We start from the raw sequence: 25,830 nt of genomic DNA, 5'->3' as shown, positions 1-25,830 counted from the left end.
TGGCACGCCGCTTACTTTACCGATTATAGGTGACACCACCCCAGCTGGCGGAAGCCCAGTGGGAGGCCTGCCTTCGGTTCACAGAGGACGGTTGTACAACAGGACTCCGAACTCAGAAATCAGTCGCCTCGGCCGATGGCGTAGTAGCTGAAACCGGCCTCCTGCATACGCTTGGGATCATAGATGTTGCGACCATCAAATATGACCGGCTCGCTGAGTGCCAGCTTGATATGCTCGAAATCGGGACTACGAAAGACCTGCCACTCGGTTACCACCACCAGGGCATCGGCACCTTGCAGGGTACTTTCCTGATCCTTGCAGTAGACCAGATCTTCACGCTCGCCATAGATCCGATGGCACTCCTCCATGGCCTCCGGGTCGAACGCCTGCACCTTGGCACCGGCATCCCACAGCGCCTCCATCAGCACCCGGCTGGAAGCCTCCCGCATGTCATCGGTGTTGGGCTTGAATGAGAGCCCCCAAAGGGCAAAGGTCTTACCTTTCAGTTCACCCGAGAAGTGGCGGTTGATCTTTTCGAACAGCACCCGCTTCTGGCGATAGTTGACCGCCTCCACCGCTGTCAAGAGTTGGGCATCATAATCCACTTCCCGGGCGGTACGCTCCAACGCATTGACATCCTTGGGAAAACAGGAGCCACCATAGCCACACCCCGGATAGATGAAGTCATAACCGATACGGGTATCTGAACCGATGCCATGCCGCACCTGTTCGATATCGGCACCCAGCCGCTCCGCCAGGTTGGAGAGTTCATTCATAAAACTGATCTTGGTGGCGAGGATGGCGTTTGCCGCATACTTGGTCAGCTCGGCGGAACGGATATCCATGGCGATCAGACGATCGTGATTCCTGTTGAATGGGGTATACAGGGCACGTAGCAGCTCTGTGGTCCTTGGATTATCGGTGCCGATGATGATCCTGTCAGGTTTCATGAAATCGTCGAGGGCCGCACCCTCCTTGAGAAATTCCGGATTGGAGACCACATCGAACTCCACCTGCTTGCCTTGGGCCTGCATGGTCTCGTTGACTCGTTCCCTCACCCTGTCCGCTGTACCCACGGGAACGGTGGATTTATCCACGATGACTCGATAGTCATCCATGTGCTCCGCGATCGATTTGGCCACCGCCAGCACATACTGCAGATCCGCCGAGCCATCCTCGTCAGGGGGTGTGCCGACCGCGATGAACTGGAACAGCCCGTGTGCCACCGCCTCGGCGGCATCAGTGGTGAACTGCAACCGGCCTGCATTGGCATTGCGTTCCACCATGGCATCGAGACCCGGTTCATAGATAGGGATCTCACCCTGCTTGAGCATCGCTATTTTGTGCTCGTCCACATCCATGCAGACCACATCGTTTCCAACCTCGGCCAGGCAGGCGCCTGTAACCAAGCCGACATATCCAGAACCAAAAACTGTAACTTTCATTGTTAAACCTTAGGAGACCCTACTCAAAATTTCGCCCAATCATACTTGCTGTGTTATCAGGAGACCAGATGTTCATTGTTGAGGTATCTGATCTAGCGCATGTTGAATCGCATTATTCAGATTCTCCGGCGATTGATCACCCACCTCAATCACCGGCAGGAGTTGAATCTGTGCATGTCCACGCATAAAAACCGGAAGCATGACGCCACCCTGACCACTCACGCCACTGATACGCATCGGAATCAGGGGCAACCCGGTCAACGCTGCCAGGCGCGCCGCCCCGGCCTTGATCTTACGCGGAGGATCAGAGTCGAGATGGATCTTGCCATGGGGAAACAGGGCAACGATCTCACCGTCACGCAGCGCCTTGATCGCCAGGCGCATCGCCTTCTCAGGAGAATTTTGCCGATCCACCGGGATGCAACCCACCGCGCGGAACAGCCATTGCAAACCATACCGCTCATACTGCTCCCGGGCGATGAGAAACCGCAGTGGCCGGTTACTGGATGCCAACATCAACAGGGGATCGAGCCCCGAAACGTGATTCGATACAGCGATCGCCCCCCCTGATTCAGGCAACGGCATTTCAATTTGGGGCAGTCGATGATAGACCTGGCAGAAGAGCCGATTGAATCCATCCAGCCAATTCAGCCAGGCGGCACCCCACTCCGCTCGCTGTGCTTCCCGGCAGCGCCTGCTCAGCAATGCGATGGCCATAACCAGGAAGATCAGTAATACAATTAGTGTAAATGTATTCACTCGGGAGTCATCATAAAAACAAGCCGCAAATGAACGCCAATCACCGCAAATAAACGCGATTTATTAGCTGTGAGAATAAATACCAACCAATGGAATTCACTGTGGTTATACTCATTGTCATTCCGTTTGCGATAATTTGCGGTGATTGGCGTATATTTGCGGTCAAATCTTGTACAACTTGTTGATTGGCACACTATAAAATCACGCAGCACGCTTATTTTGCTGAAGCATCTCCTTTTTTACCGCCCTTCTGATAGACCTTGCGCTGAAACAGGTCAGTGCGTCGGCTCACCAGGCGATCTATGAAGAGGATGCCATCGAGATGATCCACCTCATGCTGCAATGCCCTGGCTTCGAATCCCTCCATCTCGAATTCATGCTCTTCACCCTGAGGGTCTTGTGAACGCACCTTGATTCGCTCTGCCCGAATCACATTACCGGTATAATCCGGTACCGACAGACAACCCTCGCGCCCCAGTTCGAAACCATCCCATTCGGTGATCTCCGGATTGACCAGGATCAGATGACCATGGTTCGGCACCGGCTTTCTGGTCGTGGAACAATCCAATATAACGATGCGTTGAGACCTCGCCACCTGCGGCGCTGCGATACCGACTGCGGCCGGTCCCGTCTGTCGTGTCTCTTCCAGATCGGTAATAAAAGCATGCAGTTCGTCATCGAAGCGGGTGACCTCGTCTGCCACCTGCTTGAGTCTCGGGTCCGGCAGCTTCAATATTTCCAGTATCGCCATGGTTTCAGCCGATCAGGGTCTCGATGGATGAGACATGCACATCGATGCCCTCCACCGCAAGCGGGCGTAAGGCGGATTCGAGGGCCTCGATTTCAGACTCCGCATATCCCTGTATGGTCATGATGTAGACAGGTTTTTCCGAATCGCCAACCACATCCGATGCCAGCTCGAGGATATTGAAACCGCATTCCGCAAGGGCACCGGTCACCTTTGCCACAATACCGGCACGATCCGCGCCATTCACCCTGACCTGGAAATTGGGTACCCGGTGCTGGTGCAGGCCGCCACCCATGGGATCGAGGTGAAATTTCAGCTGCAGCTGTTCGGCCACAGGTTCGATCAGGCTCGTCAGGGTTTGTTCACCGTGCCCCCCATCCACCATCATCATGATGGAGAAGTTGCCGCCCAAGCGAATCATCGAAGTCTCCCCCAGGATACAACCGCCACGATAGAGGGCATCGGTCACCTGGGCAACAATTCCCGGTTGGTCTTCACCCACCAGGGTCAGCATCAGCCAATTCATTTTCTCTCCTCAAAGACAATAGTGAGACACATTCTCACGCAGGATAAATGAGTGCCTGGTATTGGTCCAGAAACAAAATCCATTGATTCTCGACCAATCTATTCGCGCCAGATCAGCGCTGCCATTCGACCGGTCACGCCATCACGGCGGTAGGAGAAGAAGAGCCTGTCCTGGGTTAAGGTACAATAATCGCCACCCGTGATGAATCCCACACCTGCATCAGTCAGGCGCATCCGGGCAAGGGCATAGATATCGGCCAACCAGTGTCCCGGACGGTTGGCGGTGAACATCTGGCCTGCCTCCCGCCGATAGCCGAGGAAAACGTCACGAACCTCATCCCCAACCTCGAATACAGCCGGCCCGATGGCCGGGCCAAGCCACACCAACAGCTCCTTTGCAGGAGCCTGGAAACGTTGTATGGCGTTTTCTATCACACCTGCCGCCAACCCCCTCCACCCCGCGTGCACCGCACATACCTCCCTACCCAGTCGATCAGTGATCAGCAGCGGCAGGCAATCGGCGGTGAGTACGGCACACACCCTATCGGGTCTATCGCTGTAAACCGCGTCGGCCTCACAACCCGGATTGGCGCTCTCCGGGGAGACCACCTCACAGCCGTGCACCTGATTCAGCCAAAAGGGGCTATTGGGCAGCCGGCACTCACGTGCGAGTTGCTCTCTGTTGCGCGCCACACAGACCGGATCATCACCCACGTGGTCAGCCAGATTCAGGCTATGGAAGGGCGCAGCACTACTCCCCCCCTGGCGTGTTGTAATCAATGCCTTCACATGGGAAGGCGCAGGCCATACAGGGCGCAGCAGGTCGATCATCCCCCAGCGTCCTCGGCCAGGAGATCCATCATTTGTCGCATATCGGCAGGCACAGGCGTCTCCCAGGCGATGGGTCTGCCCAGCTCCGGGTGGAGTAGTTCAAGCCGGGTGGCGTGTAGCGCCTGACGCCTGAACTGCTTTAGCGCTGTCACCAACTCATCACTGATACCTGCCGGCAGCTTGAGCCGCCCACCATACAGGGGATCGCCCAGCAGCGGATGTCGAATGTGGTGCATATGGACACGAATCTGGTGGGTCCGACCTGTCTCCAGCCTGACCCGCAACAGGGTGTGAGCACGGTAACGCTGCTCGATTCGGTAGTGAGTGACCGCCTGTTTTCCCGTTTCGTTGACCGCCATCCGCAGCCGGTTGACCGGATGCCTGCCGATTGGCGCATCAACAGATCCGCCGGCAATCATCTCTCCCTGCACGATCGCCAGGTATTCCCTTTTTACACTCCGCGCCTGTAACTGCTCCACCAGCGCATGTTGTGATTGCAGGGTTTTTGCCACCACCAGCAGGCCACTGGTCTCTTTATCGAGGCGGTGGACAATACCGGCCCTTGGGACCTGCTGCAGTGGTGGGTGATGGTTCAACAGGCCATTCAACAGGGTCCCGTCCGGATTTCCCGCCGCAGGGTGCATCACCAATCCGGGCGGCTTATTGATTACCAGCAGTTGTGCATCCTCATAGACAATGTCCAGCTCCATGGCTTGCGCCTCGGCCTCCACCTCATCCTGCGGAATCGGTCGAAGCCGGATCAGTTCCCCCCCCCGGATCCGTTGCTTGGCCTTGCATGTTTGCCCGTCCAGTTCCACCAGACCCAATTTGATCCAGTGTTGCAGGCGACTGCGGGAAAACTCGGGAAATTGGTCGGACAGCACCTGATCGAGACGGCTGCCCGCATACTCATCCGGGATCACTAGGGTGCGGGGTGGAACTTTGTCAATGAATTTTGCGTCCGACATAGGTATTCCATATTGTCACATTGAGGTCGCGGTTTTACAAAATCCATCGCTTCACCCACACTATGTATCTCACTGAAGTCTTAGCCAACGGGTTATACCGAACCAGCGCCTTCCGTTATACTTCAGCGTCACTTTAACCGGCCCTAGGTATTGATTCGCCATGCTTTGGAAGTTCTCGACCATCATCATTGTCACACTGCTGCTGACTGGCTGTTCCATGCCGGATCAGATCGATGTCACAAAAAACTGGAGTGCCAGCCAATTCTATTCTGAAGCCAAGAGCGCCTTGATGGACGGGGATTATGAGGATGCCATCAAGCACTACAATGGACTGCAGGCCCGCTATCCCTTCGGTCGTTACGCCACCCAGTCACAGCTCGACCTCATCTATGCCCACTATAAATACTCAGAGCCCGACTCGGCGATCACCGCGGCGGACAGGTTTATCAAACTGAACCCGCAGAGCCCATATGTTGATTATGCCTACTATATGAAAGGCATCGCCAACTACAACCGGAACCAGAGCATCTTCAGTCGGATACTGCCATCTGATCCCTCTGAGAGGGATGCCGGCGCCGCTCTCGATGCCTTCAATGATTTTGAAGAACTGGTACGCCGCTATCCCGAGAGTAAATACTCTGCGGACGCCCGCCAGAGAATGCTCTATCTCAGAAACAATCTGGCCAAATACCAGATACACATCGCAAACTACTATATGCGGCGGGGCGCTTATCTGGCTGCCGCCAACCGAGCCAACAGGGTGGTTACCCAGTTTCAACGCACCGATGCGATGAAAGCGGCGCTGGAGATCATGGTCGATGCCTACACTCGACTAGGCATGACCGAACTTGCAGAAGATGCGAAGCGGGTATTAACCCTCAATTTGGCGAATGGTAACTTGAATAAACCAGCCGGGATCGAAACGGAGAAGGAGTTGACGTCCGCTGAATCGCTGTAGCCATGATTCGGACCGTATGACGATCAGATCGCGGCTTCATCCTCTTCGCCGGTGCGGATGCGAATGACCTGTTCCACCGGTGATACAAAGATCTTACCGTCGCCGATCTTACCGGTCCGTGCAGCACCGGTAATCGCCTCAATGCATGCGGCAACCTGGTCACTGGCCACCACCAGCTCCAACTTCACCTTAGGCAGAAAATCGACTACATACTCAGCGCCACGATAGAGTTCGGTATGCCCCTTTTGACGTCCAAACCCCTTAACCTCGGTGGCGGTCATACCGGTAATCCCCACCTCAGATAATGCCTCTCGAACATCCTCCAGTTTGAAAGGCTTAATGATTGCTTCGACTTTTTTCATTGTTTCTCCGCTCCCAGCTGAGGAATTTCATTCTAATTCAGTGATTGACACGCCGGGATTGTAACGCCCCCTTGAGTGGCTCGTCCATGCCTGTATCCGTTTCAGCAGGTCAACGGTTTCGCTTCGACCAAGTGAGTGGATAGCGCCGGTCGCGTCCATAGGCGCGCCTAGTGATCTTGATACCAGGTGGCGCTTGGCGCCGTTTATACTCATTTCGATCCACCAAGTCGATCACACGCATAACTGTCGCTTCATCAAACCCTGCCGCCGCGATTTCTGTAACCGACTGATCTTGCTCAACATATCGCTCCAATATCTCATCCAAAACCGCATATTCCGGGAGTGAATCGCTATCTTTCTGGTCCGGAGCCAACTCCGCAGACGGTGCCCTCTCCAATACCCGCTGAGGTATGACCTGGGATAGGGAGTTACGGTAGTGGCATAGACTATAGACCAGGGTCTTGGGCACATCCTTTATAGGGGCAAAACCACCCGCCATGTCCCCATACAGGGTTGCATAACCCACTGACATCTCACTCTTATTGCCTGTGGTAAGCAGGATACGGCCTTTTTTATTGCTGATTGCCATGAGAATGATACCGCGACAGCGTGCCTGAATATTCTCCTCAGTCACATCCACAGCCCTACCGGCGAATTCATCCGCCAGCATCTCCAGAAAGGCGTTGAAGGCAGGCTCGATTGATATGGTCCGATGTTCAACCCCCAGCAACTCGGCCTCGGCAATGGCGTCCTGGTTGCTCATATCAGCGGTGTATCGAGATGGCATCATGACCACTTCCACCTGGTCCGGGCCCAGGGCATCCGCGGCAATCGCCAGTGTCAGGGCAGAGTCGACCCCCCCCGAGAGACCAATAATGGCCCCGTTGAATCCGTTCTTCAGGACATAATCCCTCACCCCGGTGACGAGTGCCTGGTAGACCCTCTGCTCCTCGGGCATGAGTGGGGTGATCGAGTTGGATGGATTTCCTGTGCCATTTTCTATGCAGAGGTCGATACAAGCTGCGGTCTCTGCAAAAAAATCGAGGCGTTCTATGACCCGGCCCTGCCCATCCACCACAAATGAACCGCCATCGAATACCAGCTCATCCTGCCCGCCAACCAGGTTCACATAGATGATGGGAAGCATGTTCTCCCGGGCACGGTTCTGCACCAACTCTTCCCGTTCCGGCGCCTTACCGATATGAAAAGGGGAGGCATTGATATTCAGCAGCAGTTGCGCACCGGCGGCACGGCTCATGGCGGCGGGCTCCACCTCCCAAATATCTTCACACACGCTCAAGCCGATGCGCACACCTTGCAACTCGAAGGTTACCGCCTCCCTGCCCGGGGAAAAGTAGCGCTTTTCATCGAATACGCTGTAGTTGGGCAGCTTGTGCTTCTCATACTCCGCCAGGATATCGCCGTCATACCAGACACCCGCCACGTTGTAGAGCTTCCCCTCCCGGCGCCGTGGATATCCCACAACCAGGTGGATGCCCCGCACCCGGGAGATGATGTTGGCAACCGCCAGCTCCACCCGCTGGATAAAGTGATCCCGCAGTAAAAGGTCCTCAGGTGGATAACCGGTAATCGCCAATTCAGGGAACACGACCACATCCGCCTTACCGGCCTGTGACTTGGCCTCATCGATTATTCGTTGCGCATTACCCTCTATATCACCGACAAGGAAATTGAGCTGGGCGAGTACTATTTTTAACTTCAAGGACCCACTCCTAGGCTGGTTGCAGTCAAATCGAGATGGAATATTCGCAAAAGATCTCTACCTCCGCAAATAAACGCGAATAAAAGCAAATATTGTTTTCATGTGTAGGGTGCGGCTTGCCGCACCGGAACCATCTGCACTCAAAGGTCCATTCTGAATCATCGGTGCGGCAAGCCGCACCCTACGCTCTGTCAATATTCATCAGTTTATTTCAAGTCTCAGTATATTTGCGCTTATTCGCGTTCATTCGCGGACTGATCAAGATTGACTCCTATGCATACATAATAAAGAATCAACTGAATGGGACTCAGGTATATCTTTTTGGCGTTGGCATTGTGGGGAGTCTTCCTCATTGGCCGCCATTTGTGGCGGCAACACCAGCAAAAAGGCGATCCGTCACAACAGGTCAAATCGGTGGATAGTGTCCAATGCGCCTATTGCGGCCTCCATCTACCCAGAGATGAGGCGGTGAATGACGACGGTAAGTATTACTGCAGCAAGGCCCACCTGAAGGCTGCAGATGAACAAAAATCCTGATCATCATGCTGAATTGGTTCGATACGTCTGAAGAGACTCTGACAGATACCAGCCAAGTCAACAATGGGGCTGAGCATAGTCATTGGCGCTCCCTGAGCCTCTATCTGCTCTACCGGATCACCCTCTCCCTGACCTTGATGTTTTTTTTCTACTCGGGGGCCGGACCATCCTTTCTGGGATCAGTAGTACCGGAGCTATTTACCGTTACCGGTTCACTCTATACCGCATTGACCTTACTCTCTGTGCTATTTTTTCTCTGGCGCTCCCCGAACCCCGAACAGCAAACCTACCTGGCCCTGTTCGTGGATATAGTCGCCATTCTCCTGCTGACCCATGCCAGTGGGGGGGTAGAGACCGGTATGGGCATGTTAATCGCCGTCTCCATCATTGCCGGCGCGCTTATCATCGATGGCCGTGCAGCGCTGCTATTTGCCGCGTTGGCTGCCCTAGGGGTGATTACGGATCAGATATATATCTCCCTGAGTACCACCGTCATATCACCTCGGTTTGTTCAGGCGGGTTTTCTTGGTGCGGTTTTTTTTGCCACCGCCCTGCTTACCCTGGTACTGAGTAGTCGGGTGCGGGCCAGTGAGCAATTGGCCCAGGAGCGGGCCAATGAGTTGGACCATCTGGCCAAAATCAATGCCTACGTCATCCAGCACATGCGCACCGGGGTATTAGTGGTCGACGCCTCCGGCATGCTGGTAATGATGAATGATCCCGCCTGGCACCTGCTAGGCATGCCCACTATCACGACCGGGGAGCAATTGGTAAAGGCATCGCCGGAGCTGGCCCACATGCTCAGGAAGCACCATGCCGGATCGAAACGTCGTTACTTTAATTTTCGCACTCAACACCAAGGGCCTGAACTCAGGGCCCACTTCAACCCGCTTGGGGGTGGGGAACAGGGGGATATGCTGATCTTTCTGGAGGATACCTCCCAAATCACCCGTGAGGCACAACAGATGAAACTCGCTTCACTGGGCAGGCTCACGGCCAGTATCGCCCATGAGATCCGTAACCCGCTGGGGGCAATCAGCCATGCCAGTCAGCTGTTCGACGAATCCCCGGACCTGAACCCGGCAGACCAGAGACTAACGGAGATCATCAAGACCAATACCGCACGGGTGAATCAGGTCATCGAGAATGTGCTGCAACTCTCACGCCGGGACCCTGGCAGCCCGAAAAAGATAAAACTGAAACTATGGCTGAAAAAGGTGGTTGATGACCTGGTCAAGCATCAGGGATTCCATCGGGATGACATCCTGCTGCAGATCGAACCCTCGGACACCGGCGTCATCGCCGATCCTGAGCAGTTGAGACAAATCCTTACCAATCTCTGTAATAATGCCAGGGAACATGGCGCCAAGGATGATCCAAAGATACAGATCATCGGTGGCATCATTCAGGAATTCGATCATCCAGTCGTTGATGTAATAGACAACGGACCAGGTATTACACCCAAAGTGGCAAAACAGATATTTGAACCCTTTTTCACCACCCGTAACACGGGCACAGGGCTTGGCCTGTATATCGCCAAGGAGTTGAGCGAGACCAACCATATCCGCCTGGAATATATTCCGGGACCGACTGGGGGCAGCTGTTTTCGCCTCCATTTTGACCGGTGGAAGCCCGGGAGACGACCCGAATGACCCAGCCGACAGCCCTGATCGTTGACGATGAGCCGGATATCTGTGAATTGTTGGAAATCACCCTGATTCGCATGGGGATCGACGCTCACTCTGTGTTTGACCTGGCAAGCGCGCGAAAAATACTCACCGAGCAGGCATTCGATCTCTGCCTATCCGACATGCGACTGCCTGACGGCAACGGCATCGACCTGGTCAGGCATATCAACCAGACCTATCCGCAACTGCCCGTGGCCATGATAACCGCCCACGGGAACATGGAGTCCGCCATCGAGGCCCTGAAGGCAGGGGCATTCGACTTTGTATCCAAGCCTGTCGACCTGGAAATGCTGCGTAAGCTGGTGCAGCAGGCGATCAGTCTGGGCAAGCAGACGGCGCAGCCGGCATCGCCCGATAAAACACCTGGTGGCGAACACTCCCCGATGCTGGGCAATTCACCGCCCATGAAACGGGTTCGGGGGCTGATCAGCAAACTGGCCCGCAGCCAGGCCCCGGTCTACATCAGCGGTGAATCGGGTACCGGAAAGGAGTTGGCTGCACGACAGATTCACCAACTGGGTCCCCGAGCCGAGCACCCCTTCGTGGCGGTCAACTGTGGCGCCATTCCCCATGAACTCATGGAGAGTGAGCTCTTCGGGCACAAAAAGGGGAGCTTCACCGGTGCCAGCAGTGATCACCAGGGACTGTTTCTCAGCGCGGATGGGGGCACCCTGTTCCTGGATGAGATCGCCGATCTGCCCCTGCACATGCAGGTCAAGCTGTTGCGCGCGATCCAGGAAAAACAGGTTCGATCCGTGGGCAGCCAGGAGGAGATCCCCATGGATGTGCGTATCATCAGCGCCACCCACAGGGACCTTGCCGAACTGGTGGAAAACGGCGAATTCAGGCAGGACCTCTTCTACCGTATCAACGTAATTGAATTGCCCCTGCCGCCGTTGAGGGAGAGAAGTGAAGACATCCCCCTGCTGGCCCAGCACTTCCTCACCCGCATGGCCCGGGATAGCGGGAACAAAAAGTCAAAGCTCTCCTCATCCGCCTTGAAGAAACTCAAGGCCTACAGCTTCCCGGGCAATATCCGCGAGCTGGAAAACATACTCGAACGCTCCGTCACCCTGCTCGAGGGATCGGAACTTCTCGCCGAAGATCTGCATCTGCCCGAAAACCACCAGGCAAAGGCCAGCCAAGCCAGCGTATCCTCCGACCGACCCTTGGGTGACAAGATGGAGCAGGTGGAACGGGATGCCATCGTAAAGGCCCTTGAAGAGACCCGCTGGAACCGCACAGCGGCGGCAAAAAAGCTCGGCATGACCCTCCGATCCCTTCGCTACCGACTGGAAAAATTCGGTATCGAATAGGAACAGCATTGACTCCCTATCCGATTGGCCATGTAACAAAGTTTCACCTTTAGCTCAGGCAACTTCATCACACTTGGCCATCACTTTATCGCTATTTGCGTGAGGCAGATCACAAAAGAGAGGTGATATCCAAGCTTAAAGTGACGAGGATTGTCACTTTTTGACAATAACCACCAGGCCCCCCACGGCCCTATCAATCCTTCCATTCCCAAAGAAATAACAAGACAGGATCACATGCACGCTTGAAGCAAACAGATGGGTAGCAGAAAGATAGGAACCAAGGCAATTGAACTTTATCCAAATCTCACCCTTAATGATCATGACAACATAATGATTTAAAAGGTTTTTTATTGGTTTTACATCTATCCCACACCCACCTGTAACCGGATATGAAATAGCTCTCATCTGCAACAGATCAGGCCATGAGCAAGCTCTGTTCCACGCCTCAATCCACAAAGTTGGCACTATGCTTGCATGAGGTAAGACAACCCGGTTCCGTTTTTCCTAAAGATGTCGGAAACACGGCCGAAAGACCCAAGTACAACCTGCAACAACTTAATTTGCGCTGGCCAAGTCAGCAAACAATCAGGAGTATTAAAATGCGTAAACAGTCTGGTTTCACCCTTATCGAACTCATGATCGTGGTCGCCATCATCGGCATCCTGGCCGCCATCGTTATTCCACAGTATCGTGACTATTCCTCACGTACCAAGTGGGCCAACAATGTGGCAGCAGTACGAGCAGTACAGGTAGCCATTGGCGAATGTGCCAACGATCAAAGAGGCTTAGCTAACTGCGGTACCGTAGCTGACCTTATCAATGGCGGCTATGTCTCCCCTGATTTCGATATCACTAACACTACAACAAGTTACATGGATGCCGATCCAGTTGTCGCAGGTGGCGTAATTACACTTTCTGGCACACCAGAGGTTGGCGAATGTGATATTACAATGACACCTGTTCCGAACGTCGAAGCTGTACTTTGGAATATTAATGTTACTGCAGCTAGCGCCGCTGATACTTGCTATAAAGCAAGCACTGGCTTTGAGCGGTAGCATTTGTTTAGAATCGCAAGCCTTAACAGAGTCTGCGATATATATGAGGGGCCATCGAGAGGTGGCCCCTTTCTATTTTGGCATTTAATTTCCGGAATCTTTTCGGGATACCAAATCAACCATCATGATATCTCTTGATAGATCAATGCCTCAGTTTGACTTAACCTGCAAACCGACGATATCAGTGTTTTCAATGAACCAAGATCCTGCACAATCCCCAGTTCATCCCTCAGTCACAAACTCTAACAGGGTTTCCTATGAAGCCTTCCTAATACATTGATTCCATACCCATTCAAAGCTATATTACTTAGCTATCAATAACTTGTTTAATACAACATATCATTACGAATCCAATAAATATGCATATAGCTCAATATTGTTCGGGTTTTTCTTATATGTTCACAGGTGACCAACGAAAGAGTATTAATATTCAGGCAAGCCTGCCGACATAACAGAACATGTTGCTGATAGTCGATAAACCATAGAATGGCCACAACGAATCCCAAAGTAAATCTAAGCGGTCTTGCACGCTGTCTCATACAGGATAGGCTGATCAGCGAAGAGCAGGCGGAATCGGCTTTTGCTGAGGCATTGAAGAAAAAGGTGCCTTTTGTCTCCTACCTGGTGGAGAACGCCCTTCTGCAAAGCATCGATATAGCAATATCCGCTTCGCGAGGGTTCGGCGTACCCATTTTCGATCTGGATGTGATCGATCCCGGCGTCATACCGACAGATGCGGTGGGAGAAAAACTGGTTCGCGCCCACCATGCCCTGCCGATCTTCAGACGGGGCAACCGGCTTTTCCTAGCAGTCTCCGATCCCACCAATCACCAGGGCCTGGATGAGATACGTTTTAATACCGGCCTCGCCTCCGAAGCGATCCTGGTGGAAGAGGACAAGCTCAACAGTATTATCAACAAGGTCATGGAGGCCCAGGAAACCAGCATGGATGACCTGCTGGACGCGGACCTGGACAACCTGGATATTAGCGGCGGTGAGGAGGAGCTCGAAAGCGATGAATCCAAACTGGACGTGGACGAGGCGCCGGTCGTCCGTTATATCAACAAGTTGCTGCTGGATGCGATAAAACAGGGTGTCTCGGATATCCACTTCGAACCCTATGAATACACCTATCGGGTGCGCTATCGCCAGGACGGCATGTTGCGCGAGGTGGCTACACCTCCTTCCAATCTGGCAAACCGCCTGTCCAGTCGTATCAAGGTCATGTCGCGGATGAACATTGCGGAGAAACGGGTGCCCCAGGACGGCCGCATCAAGATGCAGCTCTCCAAGTCCCGTGCCATCGATTTCCGTGTGAATACCTGCCCCACCCTATACGGTGAAAAAATCGTTTTGCGTATTCTCGATCCCACCAGTGCGCAACTGGGTATCGAGGCCCTTGGATTCGAGGAGGAGCAGCAAAAGACGTTCCTCGCTGCCATCAATAAACCCTACGGCATGATCCTGGTGACCGGGCCCACCGGTAGCGGTAAGACGGTGAGTCTCTATACCGCACTGAACATGCTGAATAAACCTGAGGTCAACATCTCCACCGCCGAAGATCCCGTGGAGATTCAGGTCCCGGGCATCAACCAGGTCAATACCAACGTCAAGACCGGCCTGACATTCGCCGAGGCATTGCGGGCCTTCCTGCGCCAGGACCCGGATATCGTCATGGTGGGTGAGATTCGCGACCTGGAGACGGCGGAAATCGCAGTCAAAGCGGCACAGACCGGCCACCTGGTGCTCTCCACCCTGCATACCAACGATGCTCCCCAGACCCTGACCCGTCTGGCCAACATGGGAGTACCGCCCTTTAACATAGCCTCGTCGGTTCTCCTGATCATGGCCCAGCGTCTTGCCAGGCGTCTGTGCGAACACTGTAAGGCACCTGAGGACCTCCCCAGGGAGGCCCTGCTCGAGGAGGGTTTCACGGAAGCTGACATAAAAACCGATTTCACCATCTACAAACCCGTAGGATGTGACATGTGTACCGGCGGGTACAAGGGACGTGTTGGTATATTTCAGGTGATGCCCGTCTCCGAAACCATGGGCAAGCTCATTATGGAGGGTGGCACTTCGATACAACTTGAAGATCAGGCTAAAAAGGAGAGGGTCGACAACCTCCGCCGATCCGGACTACGCAAGGTCATGCAGGGGATCACCAGCCTCCAAGAACTCAACCGGGTAACCAAGGACTAACCCATGGCACCTCCAAGAAAGAAAGCAAAGGTAAAATCCCACCTCTACAAATGGGAAGGCACGGACAAGAAGGGCGCTCGCCTGAGTGGCGAGAGTCGAGGCACGGATGTCAATATGGTCAAGGCCGATCTGCGGCGTCAAGGGGTAACCCCCCTCAAGGTAAGAAAAAAGCCTACCAATTTAGTACTCACAAAACAGAAGATCACCAGTGCTGATGTCACTGTGTTCAGCCGCCAGCTGGCCACCATGATGGCGGCAGGCGTACCCATGGTACAGGCCTTCGACATTGTCGGACGGGGACACGACAACCCCTCGATGCAGGAACTGATCCTCACCATCAAGGCCGATGTGGAAGGAGGTACGGCCCTGGCCGATGCTTTGAAGAAACATCCACTCCATTTCGAGGATCTTTTTGTCAACCTGGTCCGTGCCGGTGAACATGCTGGTGTCCTTGAGTCCCTGCTACATAAGATCGCCACCTATAAAGAGAAGACGGAGTCGATCAAAGGCAAGATCAAGAAGGCCATGTTCTACCCGGCTGCCGTGATCATCGCCGCCATATTGGTCACTGCTATCCTGCTGATTTTTGTCATACCCCAATTTGAATCACTTTTCTCAAGTTTTGGCGCCGATCTTCCCGCCTTGACCCGTTTTGTCGTCAACCTTTCAGAACTGGTACGTGATTGGTGGTGGGCTATGCTGGGTGGAATAATCGCCTTTATCTACACGTTCATATATATATGGAAAAGATCACGAAAATTCAGGCATAATGTCGATCGGATCCTGCTGAAAGTACCTGTTGTCGGCATGGTGCTGGATAAATCCGCCATTGCCCGCTTCTCCCGGACCCTCTCTACCATGTCAGCCGCGGGTGTGCCCCTGGTGGAAGCCCTCGATTCCGTTGCTGGTGCGACAGGCAACGTAGTCTATAGTGATGCCGTACTGCGCATGCGTGAGGATGTCGCAACCGGTCAATCCCTGCAACTCGCTATGAAACAACGCAACCTGTTTCCCAACATGGTTGTACAGATGGTCGCCATCGGCGAAGAATCTGGCGCCCTCGATGATATGCTGAACAAGGTTGCGGATTTCTATGAAGAGCAGGTGGATAATGCCGTTGATGCCATGAGTAGTTTGATGGAGCCCATCATTATGGTCATATTAGGTGTTCTGATCGGCACATTGGTGGTCGCCATGTATCTGCCCATATTCAAGATGGCCTCTGTCGTCTGACGAATGCGCACAAAATAAACCAACAATAAAAATCAGCCCGTGTTAATAGTCGACTTCCTACAGCAAAACCATTGGGCGTTCCTGCTCACTGTCATCCTGATCGGTTTGGTGGTGGGAAGCTTTCTCAATGTGGTGATCCATCGTCTACCAAAGATGATGGAGCAACAGTGGCGCAGGGATTGCCAGGAGCTGGAAGGTGCCCTCAGCGAAGAGGAGACCGCCCCCTACAACCTCAACCGACCGGCATCCCACTGCCCGAAATGCGGCCATAAGATACGCCCCTGGGAGAATATCCCCATTATCAGTTGGCTGATGCTTAAAGGCCGCTGCTCCCAGTGCAATACCTTGATCAGCCCCAGATACCCGATTATTGAAGCCGTCACCGCAATCCTTTCGTTGGCGGTGGCAATCCATTTCGGTTTCACCTGGGCAACCCTGGCAGCGCTGTTGCTGACCTGGGCCCTGATCGCCCTCAGCGTGATCGATTTCGATGTCCAGTTGCTCCCCGACAATATCACCCTCCCCTTTCTTTGGTTGGGACTGCTGTTGAGTCTTGCGGGTGTGTTTACCGATACCAGCACCGCTATCATCGGCGCCGCGGCCGGTTACCTCTCCCTATGGAGTGTCTACCAGCTCTTCAAACGACTCACCGGCAAGGAGGGCATGGGGTATGGTGATTTCAAACTGTTGGCAATGCTCGGAGCCTGGCTTGGTTGGCAATACCTGCCGCAGATCATTCTACTCTCTGCCCTCGTCGGTGCAGTAGTCGGTATCCTGTTGATCGTCGTGCGCGGACGGGATCGCAATATCCCCATCCCCTTCGGCCCCTATCTGGCGGCAGCCGGTTGGATCAGTCTGATGTGGGGCGAACAGATCAACAACGCCTATCTGCGCTGGTCCGGTATGTACTGATGCTGGTGATCGCCCTCACAGGGGGCATCGGCTGCGGTAAGAGCGCTGTCTCCTCCCATCTGGAGTCCTTGGGCATCCCGGTTATCGATGCCGACCTGCTCGCCCATCAGCTGGTAAAGCCCGGTTCTCCCGCACTCTTTGAGATTCAAAGTACCTTTGGCGATGAACTGATAGATGCCAACGGGGCATTGGACCGATCAGCCCTACGCAGGATCGTTTTCGATGATCCACGGCAGCGCGAACGCCTGGAAGGGATCCTGCATCCCCGCATCAGGGAGGCGATGGAAACGTGGATCGCCAAACAGTCAGCACCCTATGCCGTGCTGGTCATTCCGTTACTGTTTGAAACCGATCAAATGTCCCTTGCGGATAGGATCTTGGTAGTAGATTGTGACGAATCGCTACAGATCGAACGAGTACTCGATCGAGATCAACTCTCCAGGGAGCAGATTGAGCAGATCATGGCCAGCCAGGTCGACCGCCAGACCCGCCTGCGGGGAGCGGACGATGTCATCGAAAACAACGGCGGCCTGGAGGTCCTGATCGAAGCCACCGAGAAACTCCACAAGGTCTACCTTAAGCTGGCTGGTCGTTAAGAATACTATCTGCAAATGAAAGCAATACTTTTCTCTATTAATTTGCCATCGTTCACACGCTCCTGCATAGGAATGCAGAAGTGTAGGGTGGGGCCCTGCCCCACCTAAATGCGAGTCATAAGAGATATATCGGTGGGGCAGGGCCCCACCCTACCTGTTTATTCTGGTTATTGGTTCCAAAGATCATCCCTCGGAACCAGTTGAGGTTTAAGTAAGCATTTGCGGACTGTTAAATCAAGCCGCAGTGACCTGCTTACGTTTAGTGAAGGACAAACCCTCGTCGGTACTATCCACCTCGATGGTATCCCCAGGTCCAAATCGGCCCGCCAGGATCTCCTGGGCCAGAGGGTTTTCCAGCTGCTGACGAATCGCCCGTTTCAGGGGCCGTGCGCCATACACCGGATCGAATCCCGCCTCGCCCAGGCGGTCGAGGGCCGTATCGGTGATCACCAGCCCCATATCGTGTTCCGAGAGCCGCTTGTGCAGGTAGTCGATCTGGATCCTTGCAATGGCGCGGATCTGCTCGCTGGCCAGAGGGTGGAAGACCACGATCTCATCCAGCCGGTTGATGAATTCGGGACGGAAGTTCTGCCGCACCGTCTCCATCACCGCCGCCTTCATCTCCTGATAGTGCTCCTCACCGGTCATATCCTGGATCACCTGGGAGCCCAGGTTGGAGGTCATCACGATCACCGTGTTACGGAAATCGACCGTTCGTCCCTGGCCGTCGGTGAGACGTCCGTCATCGAGCACCTGTAACAATACGTTGAAGACATCGGGATGGGCCTTCTCCACCTCATCCAGCAGCAGTACCGAGTAGGGTCTTCGGCGGACCGCTTCGGTCAGATAGCCGCCCTCTTCATAACCGACATAGCCGGGGGGCGCACCTATCAGCCGCGCTACCGAGTGCTTCTCCATGAACTCCGACATATCGATGCGCACCATCGCCTCCTCGGTATCGAAGAGGAACTCCGCCAATGCCTTGCACAGCTCGGTCTTGCCCACACCGGTGGGACCGAGAAAGAGAAACGAGCCGTTGGGTTGATTGGGATCGGAGAGCCCGGCCCGGGAGCGGCGGATGGCATCGCTCACCGCGCGCACCCCCTCCTCCTGGCCGATCACCCGTCTGCCCAGCTCCTCTTCCATGCGCAGCAGCTTGTCCCGCTCCCCCTCCAGCATCTTGGAGACGGGAATGCCGGTCCACTTGGAGACCACATCGGCGATTTCCTCTTCCGAGACCTTGTTGCGCAGCAGCTTCATCTCCTGCATCTCGGCCTGGGTCGCCATGTCGAGCTGTCGCTCCAGCTCGGGAATACGGCCATATTGCAGCTCTGACATGCGCGCCAGATCGCCGGCTCTGCGAGCCGTCTCGAGCTCGAGCCTGGCCTCTTCCAGGGACTCTTTGATGTGGGTGGTGCCCTGCAGCGCCGCCTTTTCCGATTTCCAGATCTCTTCCAGGTCGGAGAACTCCCGTTCCAGGCGATCGATCTGCGCCTCGAGTTCAGCCAGACGCTTTTTCGAGGCCTCATCGGACTCCTTGTTGAGGGCCTCACGCTCTATCTTGAACTGAATCAGGCGCCGTTCGAGCCGATCCATCTCCTCCGGCTTGGAGTCGATCTCCATGCGGATCTGAGAGGCCGCCTCATCCACCAGGTCGATGGCCTTGTCCGGCAGTTGGCGGTCGCTGATATAGCGATGGGAGAGGGTTGCCGCAGCCACGATCGCGGGATCGGTGACATCCACGCCATGGTGGACCTCGTAGCGTTCTTTGAGGCCGCGCAGGATGGCAATGGTATCTTCCACGCTGGGCTCTTCCACCAGTACCTTCTGGAAACGGCGCTCCAGGGCCGCATCCTTCTCCAGATATTTGCGATATTCATCCAGGGTGGTGGCCCCGACACAGTGGAGTTCACCCCGGGCCAGGGCGGGTTTCAGCATATTCCCCGCATCCATGGAGCCCTCCGCCTTGCCGGCGCCGACCATGGTATGCAGCTCATCGATGAAGAGAATGATCTGCCCCTCCTGTTTGGCCAGATCGTTGAGTACCGCCTTCAGGCGCTCCTCGAACTCACCACGAAACTTGGCCCCGGCGATCAGGGCGCCCATGTCGAGGGAGAGCAGCCGTTTGCTCTTCAGTCCCTCCGGCACCTCGCCATTGATAATGCGCTGCGCCAGCCCTTCCACGATGGCGGTCTTGCCCACCCCGGGTTCGCCGATCAGTACCGGGTTGTTCTTGGTACGGCGCTGCAGCACCTGAATGGTGCGACGTATCTCATCGTCACGCCCGATCACAGGGTCCAGTTTGCCCTGCTCCGCGCGCTCGGTGAGATCGATAGTGTACTTCTCCAATGCCTGGCGTTGATCCTCCGCGTTCGGATCATCCACGCTCTGTCCGCCACGCAGCTTTTCGATGCTCTGCTCCAGGGCCTCCCTGGATCCTCCCGCATTGCGCAACACCTCGCCCAGTTCGCCCTTGTCCTCGACTGCCGCGAGGACGAAAAGTTCGCTGGAGATATATTGGTCCTTGCGCTGTTGCGCCAGCTTGTCGGTCTGGTTCAGCAGCCGTCCCAGATCATTGGAGATATGCAGATCACCCGCCGCACCCTGGACGCTGGGCAGCCTTTCCATGGCGGCGCTCAAGCTGGTTCGCAACTGGTTGACGTTGACATCGGACTGGGTAAGCAGATGGCGAATCGTGCCCCCATCCTGATCCAGTAGGGCGATCATCAGATGCACCGGCTCGATGAACTGGTGATCACGTCCAACAGCCAGGCTCTGGGCATCCGCCAGCGCCATCTGGAATTTACTGGTCAAACGGTCCATTCGCATGGGAAATACTCCGAAAACTGATTCAATACCCTTCAGATGGGGGAGGAATCCCCCTATTTCAACCTGAATAGGGGGCTATGGAAGAGGATAGTCCGCAAATGAACGCGAATAAACGCAAATGTTCAAGATAAATGTAGGGTGCGGCTTGCCGCACCAATGAGGCACCAGTGTGCCTAAAGGAAATAACGGTGCGGCAAGCCGCACCCTACACGATAGAGGTACCGAGCTGAATCAACAAAACACCTTTCGCATCATTTGCGGTTTTTTTAACCTTCTTGACTCGATTCCATCGCCTCGACCTTGGACATAACCATCGCTTCCAGGGCCTGCTTGAAGTCGATGATACGTTGGCGCAGCTCGGGCTGGGCGGTGCTGAGGATCTGCACCGCCAGAATACCCGCATTTCGGGCGCCATTGATGGCGACGGTGGCCACCGGTACGCCTGGCGGCATCTGCACGATGGAGAGCAGAGAATCCTCGCCACTCAGGGCGGAGGTCTTCACTGGCACGCCGACTACCGGTAGGGGCGAAAGCGAAGCGACCATACCGGGGAGATGGGCGGCACCCCCCGCACCGGCAATGATCACCTGGAGCCCCCTGTCTGCGGCCTGTTGGGCATATTCATAGAGCCGGCTGGGGGTACGATGGGCCGAAACGATGGTCATCTCGTAGGGAACCTGCAGTTCCTGCAGCACCTTTGCCGCCTCCTGCATGACGGGAAGATCGGAATCACTTCCCATGATAATGCCCACAACTGGTTGGTTCATGGCTGCTGTTCTCCAGTTATTTTAATCAGATCCCGCACCTGTTCCGCTTTACGCCTGGCCGCATCCAGATCCGGATCGAGTACGGTGACATGCCCCATCTTGCGGTAGGGGGTCACTTCCGCCTTGCCATACAGATGCAGACAGACCCCCTCTATCCCGAGGGCGGCGGCCATACCCTCTATAACCGGCCTGCCACGAGCTGCTGAATCACCGAGCAGATTGATCATCGCCGCAGGCGATAAAAGGTCGGTGGCCCCCAGGGGCAATCCCAAAATGGCCCGCAGATGCTGTTCAAACTGATCGGTGATGCAGGCCTCGATAGTATGGTGGCCTGAGTTGTGGGTACGTGGTGCGATTTCATTCACCAGCAACTGGTCATCCTGGGTGAGAAACATCTCCACACCAAATACGCCCACACCCCGCAGTGCATCGATGGTGCGCATCGCCAGCGCCTCTGCCGCCGCGGCAACCTCCGCGCTCACTGCGGCGGGGCATAGCAGCAGATCGAGAACATTTTCCCCGGGGCGGAAACACATCTCAACTGTTGGATAGGCGATACACCCCCCTTCCTGATTGCGGGCGACCATTACCGCCAACTCCTTCTTGGCCTGCACGAATCGCTCCACTAATGAGGCCACAGGGAGATGCTTGGCAAAATCCTCTGCATTCGGCATCACCGCCACACCACGCCCGTCATAACCACCGCGACGCGCCTTTTGTACCAGCGGAAAACCAAAAGATTCAAAGGCTTGCAGTTCAGGTTCCGGCATCTCCACAAACTCTGCCGTGGGGATACCATGCTGCTCCAGAAACTGCTTTTGGGTCAGCTTATCCTGCAACACCGAGAGCAGGGCCGGGGCTGGATGGATAACATGCCCCTCACGCTGCAGCTGAGCCAGGGTTTCGGTATCGATATTCTCCAACTCGAAGGTCACCACATCACAGGATTCCGCCAACTCACGAAGTTTTGCTGGATCGTGATATCCGCCGATTATCTGATGCCCGGCAACCTGTCCGGCAGGTGAGCGGGGATAGGGGTCGAGGACCACACAAGTACAGCCCAGACGTTTTGCCGCCTTGACCATCATACGCCCTAACTGGCCACCACCAATGAGGCCGATTCGGGCTACCGGAAATGGGAAACTATCCTTCATCACTATCTATAAAAAGGGTTGATTATTCGCCAAGGGGGGAGAGTATACCCGGCAAACAGCAGGAATACCTCAATCTGAGTAAAATTCGAGGGGACTCATGGGCCTATCGGGCTCAAGTGGAGGAGATTTCCCGGTTGATCCTGCCCGTGATATCGGCAAAGTCGAGTAATCCACCCTCGTCCAGCACCTCCACCCGGCCGCCATCGACACGAATCAGCCCCTGATCGGTGAAATTGTGCAGAATGCGGGAGAAGGTCTCCGGTGTAACCGAAAGCCTGGAAGCGATCACCCCCTTCGGTGCCTGAAGTTCAAAACCGATGTCACCATCCGCGCTGGCCTGCCATCTCTTCCATAAGAAACTGGCGACCCGACAACTGGCACTCTGCAGGGTCAACTCATCGATCTCACGAATCAGATTTTTCAGCCGGTGGCTCATATCCCCCATCAATCTGAAACAGGTATCGATGGATCCCCGCAGAATTTCCAGAAATTGAGCGGCCTCAAAACTCAACAGGTAGGTATCGCCAATGGCAACAGCATTCACCGGGTATTCCGGGTGCTCACCAAACATCAATGCCTCAGCAAAGGTCTGTCCCGGTGAGATTATCTCGATAACCTTCTCCTGTCCCTGCATGGAGAGTCGGGTCAGTTTTATCTGTCCCTGAATGACGAGAAAAAAATGGGTAGCTGGATCGCCGGACTGGAAAAAGAGCTGACCATCCCTAAGCCTTAGTTCATGGGCCATCTTTTCAATCTGTTCGAACTGACTATCGTCCAAGTGAGTAAACAGATAACACCGTTTGAGATCAAAATACACCATTCGTCTCCGGAAGTTCGTCCCCTTATGCGGGATCTTAGTCTGGCACCGCAGGGAGCAACCAACTGATTGTAATAATTAAAATTATAGTAATAATTGATTAATAGTTATGCTTCCAGATTCGATAATAGTAAGAACCTTCGCTTCGGTCCGCTAACAGCCAACGACCATTTTCAAACTTGAATCTGGGTTCCTCGTATACCTGGCAGGTCAGCCCGCTATGCATTGTTATAAGATTGTCATCACCGGTAACAGCGTGAAACCAGGCCACCATTTCTGCACAATCATGGTATGCATAATCAGACAGATTGCGAGGTCGCAGAGTCGTTAGCTTGGGTGATATCTTCAACCAGGCATCGAATCCGCGAACCATGGTACCCCCTTCCGCAAGGATATCCACCTCATCCACTGAATTCTCGAATCCATCTTCGAAAATCAATCCTGGATCAGTAGCAGTCGGGTCGCCCCCGCTACACCCTGCAACAAACAGCAACAGAAACAGCGATCGCATCAGGCTTAGTCAAGTTGACTGAGATCCCTGACCGCCCCACGGGCAGCCGAGGTTGCCAAGGCGGCGTATGCCTTCAAGGCCTGAGATACGACCCTCTCCCTACCCATGGGTTGCCAGGCCTGATTGCCTCTTGCAGTCATTGCGTCACGCCTCTGTTGCAATATCTCATCAGCGATGGCGATCTGTATGGTTCGCCCGGGAATATCGATCTCTATTGAGTCACCCTCCTCCACCAAACCGATATTCCCCCCTTCGGCCGCCTCGGGGGAACAATGGCCTATGGATAGTCCTGATGTGCCGCCGGAAAAACGGCCATCAGTGACCAATGCACATGCCTTACCCAACCCCTTTGATTTGAGATAACTGGTGGGGTAGAGCATCTCCTGCATGCCCGGCCCCCCTTTCGGCCCCTCATAACGGATGATCAGCACATCGCCTGCCTGGATATCATCATTCAGAATCGCTTCAACCGCACTATCTTGACTCTCGAAGATGCGTGCCGGCCCGGTAAATTTAAGGATGGATTCATCCACCCCCGCGGTCTTGACGATACATCCCTGCTCAGCCAGGTTGCCATACAGGACGGCCAATCCACCATCCCGGGAGTAGGCATGTTCCAGATCCCGGATACAGCCCTGCTCTCTGTCGAGATCCAGATCAGGCCAGCGGGATGCCTGGCTGAAGGCCACTTGAGTGGGCACCCCGCCAGGGGCGGCCAGATAGCGGTTACGCGCCTCCTCCTCATTGCTGCGCACGATATCCCAGCGATCGATAGCTTCTCCGATAGTCGCCGCATAGACCGTCGGCACATGGCGATGTATCAGCCCGGCCCGGTCTAGCTCGCCCAGGATACCGATCACCCCGCCTGCCCGATGCACATCCTCCATATGATACTGCTGCGTGGCCGGGGCTACCTTGCACAGGTTCGGCACCTTGCGGCTCAAACGGTCGATATCGACCATGGAGAAATCCACCTCCCCTTCATAAGCGGCGGCGAGCAGATGGAGTACGGTATTGGTGGAGCCACCCATGGCGATATCCAGACTCATGGCATTTTCAAAGGCCTCGAAGGTCGCAACATTGCGCGGCAGGACACTGGCGTCATCCTGCTCATACCAACGCTGTGCCAGCTCGACGACACGACGCCCCGCCTCCAAAAAGAGCTGTTCCCGATCGGCATGGGTGGCCAGCAAGGACCCGTTGCCCGGCAAGGAGAGGCCCAGGGCCTCGGTCAGGCAGTTCATGGAGTTGGCGGTAAACATGCCTGAACATGAGCCACAGGTGGGGCAGGCGGAGCGCTCGATCTTCTCAACGTCTGCATCACTCTCATCCGGGTTGGCTGCTGAAACCATGGCATCCACAAGATCCAGATGGTGCTCTTTGCCATGCAACTGAACCTTACCCGCTTCCATTGGCCCACCGGAGACAAACAGGGTCGGAATATTCAAGCGCATTGCAGCCATCAGCATGCCGGGGGTTATCTTGTCGCAATTGGAGATGCAGACCAGTGCGTCGGCACAGTGCGCGTTGACCATATACTCCACTGAATCGGCAATGATGTCCCGTGACGGCAGGGAGTAGAGCATTCCCCCATGCCCCATGGCGATACCGTCATCCACGGCAATGGTATTGAACTCTTTAGCCACCCCGCCGGCCGCCTCGATCTCCCTGGCAACCAGTTGTCCCAGATCTTTCAGATGCACATGACCGGGTACGAACTGGGTAAACGAGTTGGAGATGGCAATAATCGGTTTATCGAAGTCGCCGTCCTTCATGCCTGTGGCCCGCCAAAGGGCGCGGGCGCCAGCCATATTGCGCCCATGGGTGGTCGTACGGGAACGGTATTGCGGCATCACTCACTCCGGATAATCTGTCGAAAACGCCCATTATGCAC

At 54.9% G+C, this 25,830-nt stretch carries 23 protein-coding genes; 9 read left to right on the top strand and 14 right to left on the bottom strand.

Going from position 1 to position 25,830, the window contains the following annotated elements:
* Positions 1–119 precede the first annotated feature (119 nt).
* The 6 genes from R2K28_RS03035 to rluD form a co-directional block, all read right to left on the bottom strand.
* Positions 120–1,445 (bottom strand): UDP-glucose dehydrogenase family protein, encoded by a 1,326-nt coding sequence (locus tag R2K28_RS03035; RefSeq protein ID WP_316367920.1) that lies wholly within the window; start codon positions 1,443–1,445, stop codon positions 120–122.
* A gap of 72 nt (positions 1,446–1,517) precedes the next feature.
* Complete coding sequence (locus R2K28_RS03030) at positions 1,518–2,204, bottom strand: lysophospholipid acyltransferase family protein (RefSeq protein ID WP_316367919.1); 687 nt, start codon at positions 2,202–2,204, stop codon at positions 1,518–1,520.
* 214 nt (positions 2,205–2,418) lie between these two features.
* Positions 2,419–2,955 carry a peptide deformylase gene (gene def, locus R2K28_RS03025; RefSeq protein ID WP_316367918.1) on the bottom strand — a complete coding sequence of 179 codons (537 nt, stop codon included), beginning with the start codon at positions 2,953–2,955 and terminating at the stop codon, positions 2,419–2,421.
* Between the two features lie 4 nt (positions 2,956–2,959).
* The gene (locus R2K28_RS03020) at positions 2,960–3,478 is read right to left on the bottom strand and encodes a glycine cleavage system protein R (RefSeq protein WP_116445756.1); all 519 of its coding nucleotides are present in this window, start codon (positions 3,476–3,478) and stop codon (positions 2,960–2,962) included.
* Positions 3,479–3,576: 98 nt separating this feature from the next.
* The gene (pgeF, locus tag R2K28_RS03015) at positions 3,577–4,308 is read right to left on the bottom strand and encodes a peptidoglycan editing factor PgeF (RefSeq protein WP_316367915.1); all 732 of its coding nucleotides are present in this window, start codon (positions 4,306–4,308) and stop codon (positions 3,577–3,579) included.
* Entirely contained in the window at positions 4,305–5,276 is a 972-nt protein-coding gene (rluD, locus tag R2K28_RS03010) for a 23S rRNA pseudouridine(1911/1915/1917) synthase RluD (RefSeq protein ID WP_316367914.1), read from the bottom strand. Before rluD ends, pgeF begins: the two co-directional genes overlap by 4 nt.
* 160 nt (positions 5,277–5,436) lie before the next feature.
* Between rluD and R2K28_RS03005 the strand changes: the two genes are divergently transcribed.
* A complete protein-coding gene (locus R2K28_RS03005; protein WP_316367913.1) occupies positions 5,437–6,234 on the top strand; it encodes an outer membrane protein assembly factor BamD in 798 nt (265 codons plus the stop codon).
* Positions 6,235–6,257: 23 nt separating this feature from the next.
* Here the strand turns inward: R2K28_RS03005 and R2K28_RS03000 are convergent, their stop codons facing one another.
* Together R2K28_RS03000 and R2K28_RS02995 are read right to left on the bottom strand one after the other, a co-directional pair.
* Positions 6,258–6,596, bottom strand: coding sequence for a P-II family nitrogen regulator (locus tag R2K28_RS03000; protein WP_116445752.1), 339 nt, complete (start codon positions 6,594–6,596; stop codon positions 6,258–6,260).
* Positions 6,597–6,705: 109 nt separating this feature from the next.
* Positions 6,706–8,319, bottom strand: a complete 1,614-nt coding sequence (locus R2K28_RS02995) for an NAD+ synthase (protein WP_316367912.1) — start codon at positions 8,317–8,319, stop codon at positions 6,706–6,708.
* 300 nt (positions 8,320–8,619) lie between these two features.
* On the opposite strand from R2K28_RS02995, the gene R2K28_RS02990 reads away from it, so the two are divergent.
* The 8 genes from R2K28_RS02990 (at position 8,620) to coaE (ending at position 17,858) form a co-directional block, all read left to right on the top strand.
* Positions 8,620–8,856 (top strand): PP0621 family protein, encoded by a 237-nt coding sequence (locus tag R2K28_RS02990; RefSeq protein ID WP_116445750.1) that lies wholly within the window; start codon positions 8,620–8,622, stop codon positions 8,854–8,856.
* 5 nt (positions 8,857–8,861) lie between these two features.
* The gene (locus tag R2K28_RS02985; RefSeq protein ID WP_316367911.1) at positions 8,862–10,508 is read left to right on the top strand and encodes a sensor histidine kinase; all 1,647 of its coding nucleotides are present in this window, start codon (positions 8,862–8,864) and stop codon (positions 10,506–10,508) included.
* Positions 10,505–11,860, top strand: a complete 1,356-nt coding sequence (locus R2K28_RS02980; protein ID WP_316367910.1) for a sigma-54-dependent transcriptional regulator — start codon at positions 10,505–10,507, stop codon at positions 11,858–11,860. Before R2K28_RS02985 ends, R2K28_RS02980 begins: the two co-directional genes overlap by 4 nt.
* 599 nt (positions 11,861–12,459) lie before the next feature.
* The gene (locus tag R2K28_RS02975; protein ID WP_316367909.1) at positions 12,460–12,915 is read left to right on the top strand and encodes a pilin; all 456 of its coding nucleotides are present in this window, start codon (positions 12,460–12,462) and stop codon (positions 12,913–12,915) included.
* A 486-nt stretch (positions 12,916–13,401) separates the two neighbouring features.
* Positions 13,402–15,117: a type IV-A pilus assembly ATPase PilB gene (pilB, locus tag R2K28_RS02970; RefSeq protein WP_316367908.1), complete on the top strand. Its 1,716-nt coding sequence runs from the start codon at positions 13,402–13,404 to the stop codon at positions 15,115–15,117.
* Between the two features lie 3 nt (positions 15,118–15,120).
* Positions 15,121–16,350 carry a type II secretion system F family protein gene (locus tag R2K28_RS02965; protein WP_316367907.1) on the top strand — a complete coding sequence of 410 codons (1,230 nt, stop codon included), beginning with the start codon at positions 15,121–15,123 and terminating at the stop codon, positions 16,348–16,350.
* Positions 16,351–16,395: 45 nt separating this feature from the next.
* On the top strand, positions 16,396–17,262 hold the full coding sequence (locus R2K28_RS02960; protein ID WP_316369671.1) for a prepilin peptidase: 867 nt from the start codon (positions 16,396–16,398) through the stop codon (positions 17,260–17,262).
* Positions 17,262–17,858, top strand: coding sequence for a dephospho-CoA kinase (coaE, locus tag R2K28_RS02955; protein ID WP_316367906.1), 597 nt, complete (start codon positions 17,262–17,264; stop codon positions 17,856–17,858). Before R2K28_RS02960 ends, coaE begins: the two co-directional genes overlap by 1 nt.
* Positions 17,859–18,092: 234 nt before the next feature.
* On the opposite strand, the gene clpB is transcribed toward coaE, so the two are convergent.
* The 6 genes from clpB to ilvD form a co-directional block, all read right to left on the bottom strand.
* Positions 18,093–20,687, bottom strand: coding sequence for an ATP-dependent chaperone ClpB (gene clpB / locus R2K28_RS02950; protein ID WP_316367905.1), 2,595 nt, complete (start codon positions 20,685–20,687; stop codon positions 18,093–18,095).
* Between the two features lie 266 nt (positions 20,688–20,953).
* Entirely contained in the window at positions 20,954–21,454 is a 501-nt protein-coding gene (gene purE, locus R2K28_RS02945; protein ID WP_316367904.1) for a 5-(carboxyamino)imidazole ribonucleotide mutase, read from the bottom strand.
* On the bottom strand, positions 21,451–22,608 hold the full coding sequence (gene purK / locus R2K28_RS02940; RefSeq protein WP_316367903.1) for a 5-(carboxyamino)imidazole ribonucleotide synthase: 1,158 nt from the start codon (positions 22,606–22,608) through the stop codon (positions 21,451–21,453). Before purK ends, purE begins: the two co-directional genes overlap by 4 nt.
* Before the next feature lie 112 nt (positions 22,609–22,720).
* The gene (locus tag R2K28_RS02935; protein WP_316367902.1) at positions 22,721–23,428 is read right to left on the bottom strand and encodes a Crp/Fnr family transcriptional regulator; all 708 of its coding nucleotides are present in this window, start codon (positions 23,426–23,428) and stop codon (positions 22,721–22,723) included.
* Between the two features lie 97 nt (positions 23,429–23,525).
* Positions 23,526–23,936 carry a hypothetical protein gene (locus R2K28_RS02930; RefSeq protein WP_316367901.1) on the bottom strand — a complete coding sequence of 137 codons (411 nt, stop codon included), beginning with the start codon at positions 23,934–23,936 and terminating at the stop codon, positions 23,526–23,528.
* A gap of 5 nt (positions 23,937–23,941) precedes the next feature.
* Positions 23,942–25,789: a dihydroxy-acid dehydratase gene (gene ilvD, locus R2K28_RS02925; RefSeq protein WP_316367899.1), complete on the bottom strand. Its 1,848-nt coding sequence runs from the start codon at positions 25,787–25,789 to the stop codon at positions 23,942–23,944.
* Between the last annotated feature and the right edge of the window lie 41 nt (positions 25,790–25,830).

The sequence above is a fragment of the Candidatus Thiodiazotropha sp. CDECU1 genome, from assembly GCF_963455295.1.
GTDB lineage: Bacteria > Pseudomonadota > Gammaproteobacteria > Chromatiales > Chromatiaceae > Thiodiazotropha.
Note: the sequence above shows the minus strand (reverse complement) of the source record. Positions and strands in the feature narration are given on the sequence as shown.